Origin of the sequence: Streptomyces formicae, assembly GCF_002556545.1 — a bacterium.
Taxonomy (GTDB): Bacteria; Actinomycetota; Actinomycetes; order Streptomycetales; family Streptomycetaceae; genus Streptomyces; species Streptomyces formicae_A.
In genome coordinates, this window is record NZ_CP022685.1 from 7449572 (window position 1) to 7463582 (window position 14011).

7 protein-coding genes are annotated in these 14011 nt (G+C 72.4%); 4 read left to right on the forward strand and 3 right to left on the reverse strand.

The window, feature by feature from the left end:
* Positions 1-152: 152 nt before the first annotated feature.
* From KY5_RS32410 to KY5_RS32420, 3 genes are all read left to right on the forward strand, one after another.
* Positions 153-3911, forward strand: a complete 3759-nt coding sequence (locus tag KY5_RS32410; protein WP_098245542.1) for a S8 family peptidase — start codon at positions 153-155, stop codon at positions 3909-3911.
* A 131-nt stretch (positions 3912-4042) separates the two neighbouring features.
* The gene (locus tag KY5_RS42760; protein WP_098245543.1) at positions 4043-6163 is read left to right on the forward strand and encodes a protein phosphatase 2C domain-containing protein; all 2121 of its coding nucleotides are present in this window, start codon (positions 4043-4045) and stop codon (positions 6161-6163) included.
* Positions 6164-6241: 78 nt separating this feature from the next.
* Positions 6242-7984: a pyruvate dehydrogenase gene (locus KY5_RS32420; RefSeq protein WP_098247605.1), complete on the forward strand. Its 1743-nt coding sequence runs from the start codon at positions 6242-6244 to the stop codon at positions 7982-7984.
* Between the two features lie 35 nt (positions 7985-8019).
* Here KY5_RS32420 and KY5_RS32425 read toward each other — a convergent pair whose 3' ends face one another.
* The gene (locus tag KY5_RS32425) at positions 8020-11076 is read right to left on the reverse strand and encodes an alpha-mannosidase (RefSeq protein ID WP_098245544.1); all 3057 of its coding nucleotides are present in this window, start codon (positions 11074-11076) and stop codon (positions 8020-8022) included.
* Between the two features lie 176 nt (positions 11077-11252).
* On the opposite strand from KY5_RS32425, the gene KY5_RS32430 reads away from it, so the two are divergent.
* Positions 11253-11738, forward strand: coding sequence for an ATP-binding protein (locus KY5_RS32430; protein WP_098247606.1), 486 nt, complete (start codon positions 11253-11255; stop codon positions 11736-11738).
* 24 nt (positions 11739-11762) lie between these two features.
* Here KY5_RS32430 and KY5_RS32435 read toward each other — a convergent pair whose 3' ends face one another.
* Together KY5_RS32435 and KY5_RS32440 are read right to left on the reverse strand one after the other, a co-directional pair.
* Positions 11763-12824: a DUF2637 domain-containing protein gene (locus KY5_RS32435; protein WP_098245545.1), complete on the reverse strand. Its 1062-nt coding sequence runs from the start codon at positions 12822-12824 to the stop codon at positions 11763-11765.
* 188 nt (positions 12825-13012) lie between these two features.
* A complete protein-coding gene (locus KY5_RS32440) occupies positions 13013-13876 on the reverse strand; it encodes a (2Fe-2S)-binding protein (protein WP_098245546.1) in 864 nt (287 codons plus the stop codon).
* Between the last annotated feature and the right edge of the window lie 135 nt (positions 13877-14011).

The window sequence follows — 14011 nt, forward strand, 5'->3', positions numbered from 1 at the left end:
GCCACGGCATAAACCCGCCCCCGGACATCATCCCCGCACCACCCTCCCCTCTGCCAAGGTGACGCCACCGCAGCACCAACAGCAGCCGGGTATGCGGCCTTTGGTCCGAATCGACCTGCGGTCTTGGCATGCCCATCTATCTTGGGAGAGCGATGCGCCCGATATCGCGTACGGCCTTGGGGGCGGCGTCAGCCGTCGTCCTCGCCGTCACCGCGGCCGTGCCGTCCGCGGCTGAGCCGCGCGCCGCCACGGCACAGGAGAGACCCCTGACGGGGAGTGCCGCACGGAGCGAGGGGAGCTCCGTCGTCACCCTCGTCACCGGCGACCGGATCCTCGTGACGTCCGACGGCAAGGGGAGGGCGGGCGCGACCGCGCTGCCCGGCGCCGACGGCGCCGTGCCCCTGATCCAGACGCGGCAGTCAGGAAAGGACCTCTACGTCTACCCCGAGGGAGCCGTCCACGCGCTGGCCGCAGGCCGCGTCGACGCCGAGCTCTTCAACGTCACCGGCCTCGTCCGCCAGGGCTATGACGACGCGCACGCCAAGAAGCTGCCGCTCATCGCCGTGTACGACAAGTCCGTCGACGTCGCCCGCGCGCTGCCCGCGACCCCGCGCGGCGCCGAGCGCGGTCCCGTCCTCGAACCGGTCGACGGCGTCGCGCTGAAGGCCGACAAGGAGAAGACCGCCGACTTCTGGGCGGACATCGCGAACCCCAGGTCCCGTGCCGCGGGCGACCTGAAGAAGCTCTGGCTCGACGCCAAGGTCGAGGCCACCCTCGACCGGTCGACGAAGCAGGTGCACGCCCCCGAGGCGTGGGCCGCCGGTTACGACGGCAAGGGCACCAAGGTCGCCGTCCTGGACACCGGCGCCGACGCCGAACACCCCGACCTCAAGGGCCGGATCGGCGCGACGAAGAACTTCACCGACTCCCCGGACAACGAGGACCGGCAGGGCCACGGCACCCACACCACCTCCACCGTCGGTGGCTCGGGCGCCGCGAGCGGCGGCAAGAAGAAGGGCGTCGCGCCCGGCACCGAGCTGCTGCACGGCAAGGTCCTGGGCGACAGTGGCTCCGGCGCCACTTCGTGGATCATCGAAGGCATGCAGTGGGCGGTCGACCAGAAGGCCGACGTCGTCTCCATGAGCCTCGGCAACCCGGCGCAGACCGACTGCACCGACCCCATGAGCACGGCGACCGAGGAACTCGCGCGGTCGAGCGAGGGCACCCTCTTCGTCATCGCGGCGGGCAACACGGGCCCGAGCCTCAACTCCGTCTCCTCGCCCGGCTGTGCGCCGAGCGTCCTGACCGTCGGCGCCGTCGACCGCGACGACACCACCGCGAACTTCTCCAGCCGCGGACCCGCGTACGGCTCGCACACCCTCAAGCCGGAGATCGCCGCGCCCGGCGTCGGCATCTCCGCCGCGGCCGCGGGCGGCAGGGGCGTCTACGCGTACCAGTCGATGAGCGGTACGTCGATGGCGACCCCGCACGTCGCGGGCGCCGCCGCCCTCGTCAAGCAGCGCCACCCCGACTGGAGTTCGGCCCAGATCAAGGCGGCCCTCGTGTCGTCCGCGGACACCGGCATCCCCGGTGACGCCCGCGAGACCGGCGGCGGCAGGCTCGACGCCAAGGCCGCGATCGACCAGAAGGTGCTCGGCTCACCGGCCGTCCAGGGCGGCAGCTTCGGCTGGCCGCAGGACTCCTCCGACCGCACGAGCGTCGACGTGCCGTACACCAACACCACCGACAAGTCGGTCCAGTTGAAGCTGTCGCTCCAGGGCGTCACCGGCAACGACGGCTCCGCCGTGCGCGCCACGGTCGCCAAGCTCGGCGAGCGCACCGTGACCGTCCCGGCACGGGCCACCGTCAAGGTCCCCCTGAAGCTCACCCCCGACGCCGGCCTCAAGCGCGCCCAGTACGGCGACATCACGGGCCGCGTCCTGGCCACGGCGGACGGCGGCACCAAGGTCTCCACCCCGTTCTCGCTCTACGTCCAGCCGGAGACCGTCAGCCTCCGCGTGAAGCTCGTCGACCGCGCGGGCAAGCCCGCCGACGGCGCCTCCTCCGTGGACCTCATCGGCACGGACACCGCCACCGGTGAGCGGCGCTTCAACGAGGGCGCCAACGACCAGACCTACCAAGTACGCCCCGGCGCCTACTTCTTGACCGGCTTCATCGCCACCCCGGACGCGGGCGGCGACGGAAAGCTGACCGACTCCCTCACGCACCTCGCCCGCCCCCAGGTCCAGGTGACGAAGGACACCACGATCACGCTCGACGCGCGCACGGCGCACCGCGTCGACGTCAAGACCGACAAGGCGTCCGAAGTGCGCGGCGCCACCCTCGCCTTCGCCCGTACCTGGGGCAAGGACAACTGGCTGCACGCGGGCACCGCGGCGGGCCCGCGCACGATCCGCTCCTACTACCGGTCGGTCCAGGGCGCGGCGTCCGACGGCACCTTCGAGTCCGGCAGCTACTGGCGCGCGGCGGCGCCCCAGATCTCCGAACTCGCCGTCGCGGGCGGCAAGAAGCTGCACCCCCTGACCGCGTCCACCGGCTCCGCCAACCTCGACGGCACGGGCAGGGCCCCGGTCGTCGACGCGCGGACCGGCACGCCCGAAGAGCTCGAAGCCGCCGGGGTCAAGGGGAAGATCGCCCTGGTCAAGGTCGCCGACACCGGTGACGCTGCCGCCGTGGCGAGCGCCGCGAAGAAGGCGGGCGCACTCGCCGTCATCGCCCATCGCGAGGCCCCCGGGCGCTGGTACCCGTCCGCGGGCTTCGTGGGATCCCCGCTGCCGGTGCTCGGCATCCCGACCGACGAGGCGGCGTACCTGCTGTCCCGGATCGGCGCGGGCGACGCCGAACTGACGTGGCGGGCCACGGCGAAGAGCCCCTACGTCTACAACCTCGCCTTCCCCGAGACCGGCCAGGTCCGCGACGACCGCACCTACCGGGTACGGGACAAGGACCTGGCCGCCAACGCGGCGACGTACCGGGCGATGGGCGAGCGCACGGACTACGTGGACCTGCCGTCGGCGGTCCGCCCGACCGGCCTCGAGGTCTACTTCGGCGACCTCGCGTCCGTCCCCGCCCCCGGAAAGCGCACCGAGTACTACTCGGCGGGCACGACGGGCTGGGGCCACCAGGTCTCCAGCAGCTTCCCGTACGGGGAGTTCATGATCGACCCGGTGCGCACCTACAAGAAGGGCGAGCGCCGCAGCGAGACCTGGTACGACGGGGTCCTCACGCCCGGCACGCCGCGCGACGCCGAGGGGAAGCAGGCGCTCGCCGGTGAGCGGCAGGGCAACCTGATCGGCGTGGCGCCCGGTTTCTGGTCCGACGCCGAACACGGCGGGATCCAGGGCAGCTTCGGCGACATCGGCTCCGTGGAGCTCAAGCGGAACGGCGAGAGCCTGGGGCAGTCGGGCTGGCCCTACGGGGTGTTCACGGTCCCGGCCGAGGACTCCGCGTACGAACTGACGCTCTCCACCACGAAGATCGGCTCGCGGGTCTGGAAGCGGTCCACGCGGACCGAGACGACCTGGTCCTTCCGCTCGCACCTGGACGAGGACGCGTACTCGCAGGGCATCCCGATGCTCTTCCCGACGTACGCCGTGCCGGAGGACGGCGACAAGACGCTCGCCGCCGAGGACGGACAGCGGATTGAACTCGGCGCTACGGGGCACGCGGGGTACAGACCCGGCTCGCTCACCGAGGCGAAGCTGTCGTACTCCTACGACGAGGGCAAGACCTGGACGGCGGCCACCACCGCCCGACAGGGCGGCACATGGCGCGCGACCGTGAACCACGCGGGCGCGTCGGGCGAGCAGGTCTGGCTCAAGTCCCAACTGACGGATTCCCGGGGAAACTCCGTCACACAGACCGTGGCCCGCGCCTACGACGTGCGCTAGCCACACCGGTTCCGCCGGGCGGTCCTCCCGTGGGGGGTGGGGCCGTCCGGCGGGCTTCGTGTCACTCGTATGGCGGCCGGAATTTCCGGATGCACCGTTTTCGTACGGCTCTCGCGGTGGACAATAAGGGCATGAGCCAGCAGGGGGAGAGGCGCACCGGTCGCGACGACGACTGGTGGGGGCAGCTGTACGACGACTCCGCACAGGACACGGGTCCGACACCCGCGCCGGACACTCTCGACGACAGGTTCGCCTCGGCGGCGGGCACGCTGAAGGAAGGGTTCCGCACCCCGGACCCGCCCCCTCCACCACCACCTTCGCCCCACGCGACCCCCCTACCCTCCCAACCCCCACCGCCCTCACACCCCTCCCAACCCCCACAGCCCCGGCAGCCCCCACCGGGCCCCCGAGGCAGCCTCACGCCGCCGCCACTCCCGACTGCCCCTGAGCCACGCGCCCAGCAGTCGCCACAGGCGGACGACACCGCGCCGAGGGGCACCGGCCACGCTGGACCGCCCGCGCCGCCTCAGCACCCGCCGCGCGCGGGGGAGTTCGAGCCGCAGGCTCCCGACTCCGACTCGCCGGCGGCGGGCGGGGAGGCAGTCGGCGGGCCGGGTACGGCCCCCGCCCGGCCGCCCGTGCCGGATCAAGATCCGCAATTCGGCGAGGGGTTCGAGCCGCAAGGGCCCGGCCTCGCTGCGCGGGCGGGGAGCGGGGAGGCGGCCGACGCGTCAGGCTCGCCTCCGTCCCGGCCGCACGTACCAGGACAGGGCCCTCAGTACGGTGCGGAGTTCGAGCCTCAGGCCCCCGCCCCGCCGCCCGTGCCGGATCGAGATCCGCCGTACGGCGAGTACGGCGAGTTCGGCGGAGAGTTCGGGCCCCAAGAGCCCGGCTTGGCTCCGCAGGTGGTCGGTGAGGGAGCCGACGACGCGTCAGGAGCGGATCCGGCCCGGCGGCCGCCCGTGCTGGGGCAGCGGTCTTCCGGCTCGGGGGAGTTCACGGGCCCGGCGGCCGGTGCCGATCCGCCCCGGCCGGTGGACGCCGCCCAGCCCCTCCGTACCGGACCCGACGCCCCGCCGGGATTCGCGCCCCGCGAGCCCGTCGCCGCCGCGCCCTGGGAGCCGCCCATCGCGCCCGGCGGGCCCGTGACCTTCTCCTCCGGCGCGTACTCCCCGGCCTCGACCGAAGAACCCCGACCCGCCGTCCCCGCCTCGCGCGGGCCCGAGGACGGGCGGGCGCCGACCGCCACCCGCTCGGGGCCCCGCGTGACGGCGCCCGCGGCGCCCGCCGTCCCCGAGTACGTGGGCGACGGGCCTCCCACCTACGAGGCCGAGCCCACCGTGCTGCCCGCCGCCGATCCGGACGACCTCGGGGACCTCGTCGCCGACACCGTGCTGGACGGGGCGCGCTACGGGGCCAGCACGCTGCGCGCGGCCTCCGTGCGCGGGGACTCCGCCAGGTACCGGGGCGAGCCCCGCCGCGACGCCCTGCTCACCGCCCGCTTCGGGACCGGCGAGAACGCCCTCGTGCTCGTCGCCGTGGCCACCGGGGCCCGCGCGACGCCGGGCGCCCACCGCGCCGCGGCGGAGGCCTGCCAGTGGATCGGCAGGGCCGTGGGCCGCAGCCACCGGCGGCTCGCCGAGGACATCAGGGCCGCCCGGCGCGGCGACCTGAAGTCGGGACTGCACCGCCTCACCGACCGCAGCCTCGGCAGGCTCCGCGCCCACGCCGTGGACCTGGGCCTGGAACCCGACGAGTACGCGGCCTCGCTGCGCTGTCTGCTGCTGCCCGCCGACCCCGAGTGCCGCACCCGGGTCTTCTTCGGGGTCGGCGGGGGCGGCCTCTTCCGGCTGCGGGACGGCGAGTGGCAGGACATCGAGCCGAGCGTCGCCGACACCGCGGGCGACGCCGTGGTCGGTTTCGGCTCGCCGCCCCAGGCGACCCCGGAGGGCGACCGGCTCACCATGGACCTGGGCATCACCACGCCCCCGAGCCCCTACGAACCGGCCCCCGAGCCGCCCCGCGACCCCTTCCGCTTCCGCGCCTCCGTCGCCCGGCCGGGTGACGCGCTCGTCCTGTGCAGCGGCGGCCTCGCCGAACCGCTGCGCGGCGAGCCCGAGCTGTCCGAACACCTCACCCGCAGGTGGCAGAAGAGCGGTCCGCCGGGGCTCGCCGCGTTCCTCGCGGACATCCAGGTCAGGGTGAAGGGGTACGCGGACGACAGGACCGCCGCCGCCGTTTGGGAGGCATGAAGGCCGCACCTGTGAATTCATGGACCCAGAGGGAACAACGGAGAGCAACGGGTCCACGGGTTACAAGGGGTGCGCAGCATGGCCAAGCAGAACGTCGCCGAGCAGTTCGTCGACATCCTCGTCCGCGCGGGCGTGAAGCGTCTGTACGGAGTCGTCGGGGACAGTCTCAACCCCGTCGTGGACGCGATCCGCCGCACCCCGCAGATCGACTGGATCCAGGTCAGGCACGAGGAGACCGCCGCCTTCGCGGCAGGCGCGGAGGCCCAGGTCACCGGCAAGCTCGCCGCCTGCGCGGGCTCCTGCGGCCCGGGCAACCTGCACCTGATCAACGGCCTGTACGACGCGCACCGCTCCATGGCCCCCGTCCTGGCCCTCGCCTCGCACATCCCCTCCAGCGAGATCGGGCTCGGCTACTTCCAGGAGACCCACCCGGACCAGCTGTTCCGCGAGTGCAGTCACTACAGCGAGATGATCTCCAACCCGAAGCAGATGCCGAGGCTGTTGCAGACCGCCATCCAGCACGCCGTCGGGCAGAACGGCGTCAGCGTCGTCACGCTGCCCGGCGACATCGCCTCCGAGACCGCCCCGGACAAGGCGGCCGAGACCGCGCTCGTCACCTCCCGCCCCACCGTGCGCCCCGGCGACGCGGAGATCGAGAAGCTCGCCGCGATGATCGACGAGGCCGACAAGGTCACGCTCTTCTGCGGCAGCGGCACGGCGGGCGCGCACGCCGAGGTGATGGAGTTCGCCGAGAAGATCAAGTCCCCGGTCGGCCACGCCCTGCGCGGCAAGGAGTGGATCCAGTACGACAACCCGTACGACGTCGGCATGAGCGGCCTGCTCGGCTACGGCGCCGCGTACGAGGCCACCCACGAGTGCGATCTGCTCATCCTGCTCGGCACGGACTTCCCGTACAACGCCTTCCTGCCCGACGACGTCAAGATCGTCCAGGTGGACATCAGGCCCGAGAACCTGGGCCGCCGCTCCAAGCTGGACCTCGCCGTCTGGGGCGACGTCCGCGAGACGCTGCGCTGTCTGACCCCCCGCGTCTCGCCGAAGACGAACCGCAAGTTCCTCGACAAGATGCTGAAGAAGCACGCCGACGCCCTGGAAGGCGTCATCAAGGCGTACACGCGCAAGGTCGAGAAGCACGTACCGATCCACCCGGAGTACGTCGCCTCGGTCCTCGACGACCTCGCGGCCGACGACGCGGTCTTCACCATCGACACCGGCATGTGCAACGTCTGGGCGGCCCGCTACCTCACCCCGAACGGCAAGCGCCGCATCATCGGCTCCTTCAGCCACGGCTCGATGGCGAACGCGCTGCCGCAGGCGATCGGCGCCCAGTTCACCGACCGCAAGCGCCAGGTCGTCTCCATGTCGGGCGACGGCGGCTTCTCGATGCTGATGGGCGACTTCCTCACCCTGGTCCAGCACGATCTGCCGGTGAAGGTCGTGCTCTTCAACAACTCCTCGCTGGGCATGGTCGAGCTGGAGATGCTGGTCGCGGGCCTTCCCTCGTACGGAACGGGCAACCACAACCCCGATTTCGCCGCCGTCGCCCGCGCCTGCGGGGCCTACGGCGTACGCGTGGAGAAGCCCAAGCAGCTCGCGGGCGCCCTGAAGGACGCCTTCGCGCACAAGGGCCCGGCCCTGGTCGACGTCGTCACCGATCCGAACGCCCTGTCGATCCCGCCCAAGATCAGCTCGGAGATGGTGACCGGCTTCGCGCTCTCCGCGAGCAAGATCGTGCTGGACGGCGGGGTGGGCCGGATGGTGCAGATGGCCCGGTCGAACCTGCGCAACGTCCCGAGGCCCTGACCTCGGCGGGGGCCCGCGCCCCCGCCGAGCGGCGGTCACGCCGGGCGCAGCCGCAGCGTGACGATCTGGAACGGCCGCAGCGCGAGCGAGAGCCCCGCCTCACCGGTCTCGGCCGGTCCGAGCGGGCGCTCCAGGAGGTCGGTCACCTCGGCCCGTGCCACCGGGAACGACGTACGGAGGGTGGCGGCGGCGCGGCGGCCCTGCGACTCGTAGAGCCGCACCACGACGTCGCCGCCGCGGTCGTCGGCGAGCTTCACCGACTCGACGGTGACGGCCGGATGGTCGACCGCCACCAGCGACGCGAGCACCGGCGCGGCCGTCACCCGCAGCGGCAGGTTGAGCGCGAGCCCCTCCGCCACCGCGTCACCCGTCGTCGCCCCGGGCAGCAGCGCGTACGTGAAGCGGTGCGTGCCCTGGTCGGTCTCCGGGTCCGGGCTGCGCGGGGCCCGAAGCAGGGTGAGCCGGACGGTGGTGCCGAGCGTGCCGTCGTGCTCGGTGCGCGTCACGTCGTGGCCGTACGTCGAGTCGTTGAGCAGCGCGACGCCGTACCCCTCCTCGGCGACCCGCAGCCAGCGGTGCGCACAGATCTCGTAACGGGCCGCGTCCCACCCGGTGTTGGCGTGGGTGGGCCGGTGCACATGGCCGAACTGGATCTCGGCGGCGGACCGTTCGGCGTGCACGTCGAGCGGGAACGCGGACTTGAGGACCTTCTCCGACTCGCGCCAGTCGACGTCGGTGACGACGTCGACGCGCCTGCTCCCGGCCGCCAGGCGGATCTCCTGCGTGATCCGTGAGGACCCGAAGGCGCGCACCACGCGGACCGCCACGCGCAGCGGCCCGTCCTCGACCAGCTCGACGGACTCGGCGTCTGTGAGGTCGGTGTGCCGGTGCCGGTAGTGCCGGTCGAGGTCCCAGGCGTCGTAGTGCGTGGGGTGGTCGGGGTGCAGCTGGAGGAGGTTGCCCGGCGCGGCGAGGACCTCGCGGCCCTCGGCCGTGTCGTGGACGGAGGTGATCAGTCCCTCGGCGTCGACGGTGACGCGCAGGTGCTCGTTCGACAGCACGATCGACGTGCCGTCGGTCGCGGCGGCCGCGCCCCCGCCGGGCCCCCTGGTGGAGTCCGCGGCCGCCGCCAGGCTCTGGGTGCCGAGCGCGGGCACCTCGACGTGCACCAGCGTGCCGTCATCGCGCTCGACGACCTCGCTGCGCGCGTAGGGCGAGGCGTTCAGCGCGGCGGGGCCGCCCGCGCCGAGCGACCGCGCGGCCGCCAGGGTGAGCTCGCCGAGCTCGGCGATGACCCGCTCGTAGGTGTCGCGTGCCTCGCGGTGCACCCAGGCGATGGAGGAGCCGGGCAGGATGTCGTGGAACTGGTGCAGCAGGACCGTCTTCCACAGCCGGTCCAGGGTGTCGTACGGATAGACGTACGCCGGATCGCGCACCGCGGCGGCCGTGCACCACAACTCCGCCTCGCGCAAGGCGTGTTCACTGCGGCGATTGCCACGCTTGGTCGCGGCCTGGGTGGTGTACGTCGCGCGGTGCAGCTCCAGGTAGAGCTCCCCGGACCAGACGGGGGCCCGCGCCCCGTACTCCTCCTCGGCCGCCGCGAAGAACGCCGACGGCTTCTCGATCTCGACGCGCGGCGAGCCCTCCAGGGAGCGCAGGCGCCGGGCCCGCTCCATCATCTCGCGGGTGGGGCCGCCCCCGCCGTCGCCCCAGCCGAACGGCACCAGGGAGCGGGTCGCCCGGCCCTTGTCGGCGAAGTTCCGCTCGGCGTGCGCGAGTTCGGCGCCGTGGAACTGCGAGTTGTAGGTGTCGACGGGCGGGAAGTGGGTGAAGACGCGGGTGCCGTCGATGCCCTCCCACCAGAAGGTGTGGTGCGGCATCTTGTTGGTCTGGTTCCAGCTCAGCTTCTGCGTGAGGAACCAGCGGATGCCCGCGAGCTTGGCCAACTGCGGGAAGGCGGCGGTGTATCCGAAGGAGTCCGGCAGCCAGATCTCCTCCGTCTCGACGCCGAACTCCTCGCGGAAGAACCGCCTGCCGTGCGTGATCTGCCGGGCGAGCGCCTCACCGCCCGGCATGTTGGCGTCCGACTCGACCCACATCGAGCCGACGGGCGCCCAGTTCCCGTCCGCGACGGCCTTCTTGATCCGGTCCCAGATGTGCGGCTGGTGCTCCTTCACCCAGGCGTACTGCTGGGCCTGCGAGCAGGCGAAGACCAGCTCGGGATACTCCTCGGCAAGAGCCGTCACATTGGCGAACGTGCGGGACGCCTTGCGCACCGTCTCGCGCAGCGGCCACAGCCAGGCCGAGTCGATGTGCGCGTGCCCGGCCGCCGACACGCGGTGGGCGCTGGCGTGGGCGGGCCGCGAAAGGACCTCGGCGAGCGCGGCGCGGGCCCCGGCGGTGGTGCCGGACACGTCGTGCAGATCGAGCGCGTCGAGCATGTCCTCCAGGGCCCGAAGGATCTCGTGCCGTCGCGGACGGTCGGCGTCCAGTTCCGCCATGAGCTCGGAGAGGACCTCGATGTCCAGGATCAACTGCCAGACGTCCTCGTCCAGTACGGCGAGATCGGCAGACGCGAATCGGTAGATCGGGGTATTGCCTGCGGTCAGTACGTCGCCGAGGGGGGTCGGCACGAAGTCGTGCAGGACGGCGGGATTGGCCGCCGCCTCCAGAAGTAGGTGCACCGCCTCGCCGCCCCGCGCGGGGGCGGCCACCGGAATATGCCGATTGCGCGGGTGAATCCCCTTCAGGGGAACGCCCGCCGCGTCGTACACCAGACCCTCCGCCTGGAAGCCGGGGCCCTCGCCGGAGAAGCCCGGATCGACGACCACCTCGACCCGGTGCCCGCGCCACTCGTCGGGCACTTCTCCTTGAATCCGGAACCAACTTGTCGACCAGGGATTTCCCCACGCGGTGCCGGTCTCGAAGGGCTCGTACGCGGCTTCCAGGGCCTCTGCCACGGGCACCGGCTCGCCCGGCGCGTGCCACACCGAGAGGGTCAACGGCACCCGCCGCGCGTACTGGGCGGGGCGGATGAACTGGCGCAGCGCCCGCTCCAGGCGGCCTTCCACCAGCAGTCTGTCGTCGTGCACTCGGGCTCCTCGGAACGCTCGGCGGCGGGGTCCACCGCTTCACTTCCCCGTGAGCCCGGGGCGCACCCCCGACGGTGGTTGACGATTCGACAGGAGTGCCGCCATGGGCCCGGGGCATGCATTCCGTGAGCGTGTTCGAGCAGGGAGGCAAGGTCATCGGCTGGTGGGCGGGGGTCATGACGAGGCAGGCGCGTGGGGGCGGCTCCGGGGGCATCGGGGCCACTTCATCCAACGTTCGGGAAGACACGATCGAAGAGGCGTCGGCTGGACCCGACCGGGTCCAGCTCAGGCGCAGGCTCGGCAGGTCGGACCTGCGGGCCGTGTCCGAGGTCAGGCGTGCTCTACGGGAGCTGCTGAGCCACTGGGACGTGCCCGGCAGATCGGAGACGGCGGAGCTGCTCACCAGTGAGCTGGTCACCAACGCACTGGTGCACACCGATCACGACGCGATCGTCACCGCGACCGTGAGTCCGCGCGGACTCCGCGTGGAGGTGCGGGACTTCGTGGGACGGCGACCCAAGCCGCGCGTACCGAACGCCGACGACGGTACGCACGGCAGGGGCCTGGTCCTCGTGCAGTCCCTCGCCGACGCGTGGGGCGTACGGGCGCACGGAGTGGGCAAGGCGGTGTGGTTCGAGCTGAACGGCGGCGGCACGGCCTGATCCCCGCCACCGCCGCCGTAGGTCTCAACCGAACTGCTGCTCGAGGTCCTTGAGCTTCTGCTCCAGCGAGTCGAGCCGGGGCAGGGCCTGGGTGTCGTCCTCCGCCGTCAGGTCGACGGCGACCGGGGTGGCGTCGTCAGGGCCGCTCTTCACGGCCTGGAGGGAGGGTCGGGCGCGTACCGGCAGTTGCTCCTGCGCCGCTATGGCAGGGTCCGCGCCGACCTGCGCGGACCCGGCGGCCGGTGCGACGGCGGGCTGCACGTCGACCTGTCGGCCCCCGCGGGCGTACCCGCGATGGCCCCTGCTGATCGCCTTGAGCTGCGCGCGCTCCAGCTTCTCCTGGTCGCGCCTGCGCAGCCGGGTGCGCTCCTTCTCACGGCGGTCCTCCCGCACTTCCTCGACGGCCTCGTCCAGGCTGCGTACGCCCTCCAGGAGCATCAGCGACCAGGCGCCGTAGGTCTCCCGGGGCGCGCGCAGCCACCGCACGATGCGGATCTGCGGCAGCGGCCTCGGCACCAGGCCCTGCTCGCGCAGCGCCGCCCTGCGGGTCTGCTTCAGCGCGCGGTCGAAGAGCACCGCGGCCGAGAGCGACATCCCGGAGAAGAACTGCGGAGCGCCCGCGTGGCCCATCCCACGGGGCGCGTGCACCCAGTTGAACCAGGCAGCCGCGCCCGCGAAGGTCCACACGAGCAGGCGCGAGCCGAGGGCCGCGTCACCGTGACTGGCTTCGCGCACGGCGAGCACGGAGCAGAACATCGCCGCGCCGTCGAGGCCGAACGGGACCAGGTACTCCCAGCCTCCGGAGAGGCTGAGGTTCTGTCGGCCGAAGCCGACGAGGCCGTGGAAGGAGAGCGCGGCGGCGACCGCCGCGCAGCAGAAGAGGAGGACGTAGGAGGCGGTTCCGTAGACGGCCTCCTTGCGCCTGCGGCGTTCCTCGCTGCGTTCCCACGTCTCGTCGCTGTCGGACTTCGCCGCCTTGCCGTGGCCACGCTTGCCGCGCGCGAGCACCGCCACCGCCACCAGCATGCCGAGGAGCAGGACGCCGCCGGGAAGCAGCCAGTCCAGCGATATGTCGGTCAGTCTCATCTGGGGTCCCTTGCATCGCGGTAAGGCGTTTCGGGCGCCATATTGACCCAATTCCGCCGGCCCTCATGAGGGTTTCGGGGCAAGAGGACGCCAAGGGGGTGCAAGGGATCACGCAGAGCGCGATTTTACTCGAACTCACGGCGGGAGAAGGGCCGTTGAGTTCGATTAAACGAGCACGAAAGGGTGGTTCAGGCGGCGGCTGTCGCGCTGAGCCGCGTGATGCGCTCGGCGTCGCAGGTGCGCGGGCAGGTGACGCAGGTGTCCTCGGGGCGCAGCGTGTAGAACATGCAGCAGCTCGCCCGGTCCCTGGTCGGCAGCGCCTCGCCGTTCGGCCCGGAGAGCTCGCGGAAACCGGCCGTGCCCACGTACGGCTTGGTCGCGCCGGGCAGCAGCCGCTCGAGCTCGGTCATGGCGCGCCGCTCCTCGCCGAGCAGGTGCGCGATGTACCAGAGGCCCTCGACGATCTCGTCGGTCGCCACGCTCCACAGGGCGCGCGAGCGGCGTCGCATCCGGGGCCCGAAGCCGTCGAGGAGCGGGCCGAGGTGCTCGGCGACCGCCGCCCGCACCTCCGCGCGCAGCGCCTCCTCGTCCGGTACGACACGGGCGCCGGGCAGCGCGGATGCCGGGTCGTCCGGGAGGCAGGCGAAACTTTCGGGGCGTACGGCCATCCGGCCCAGGGTGCGCTGGAAGGAGACGTTCGCCACGGGGTAGCGGGGGACGCGGCGGTGCAGGAACCACGGGACGGTGATCAGGAGGGTGGCCGGCCAGGCGTACCGGTGCAGGCCGAAGCTGGCGATCACGTCGGGGCGGGCCTGGGTGCCGTAGTCCTTCAGGACCTGGGCGTTGTCCCAGGCGAGGAACGCGTCGAGGTCGGCCCCGCCCTCCGCGAGCCGGGCGGCGGTGACCCAGCCGCCGCCCTGGGGGGCCTCTTCCTCGTGGCCGAGTTCGGTGACGCGCAGTCCGGAGAACACCTCTGCGAGGCGGGCGTAGGAGTCCGCGACGGGGCTGTGGGCGCCGCCGCGGGCGGGCGCGGCCAAGGTGGGGACGGACATGCGGGGACCACCGAATCGCGATCGATTGCAGGTAAGCCTTACCTTACCCGAAGTGATCGAGGTTTCAACTGCGGTGCTGTCCGCCTATGGTGCCTCTCGTGCCTCTCGTACCTTTCGGGGCGGGGGAGCGGCGGT

What these genes read in the sequence shown, in the direction of transcription:
- KY5_RS32410 (WP_098245542.1), top strand. Translation starts at nt 153, where the DNA reads ATGCGCCCGATATCGCGTACGGCCTTGGGGGCGGCGTCAGCCGTCGTC.
- KY5_RS42760 (WP_098245543.1), top strand. Translation starts at nt 4,043, where the DNA reads ATGAGCCAGCAGGGGGAGAGGCGCACCGGTCGCGACGACGACTGGTGG.
- KY5_RS32420 (WP_098247605.1), top strand. Translation starts at nt 6,242, where the DNA reads ATGGCCAAGCAGAACGTCGCCGAGCAGTTCGTCGACATCCTCGTCCGC.
- KY5_RS32430 (WP_098247606.1), top strand. Translation starts at nt 11,253, where the DNA reads ATGACGAGGCAGGCGCGTGGGGGCGGCTCCGGGGGCATCGGGGCCACT.
- KY5_RS32435 (WP_098245545.1), bottom strand. Translation starts at nt 12,824, where the DNA reads ATGAGACTGACCGACATATCGCTGGACTGGCTGCTTCCCGGCGGCGTC.
- KY5_RS32440 (WP_098245546.1), bottom strand. Translation starts at nt 13,876, where the DNA reads ATGTCCGTCCCCACCTTGGCCGCGCCCGCCCGCGGCGGCGCCCACAGC.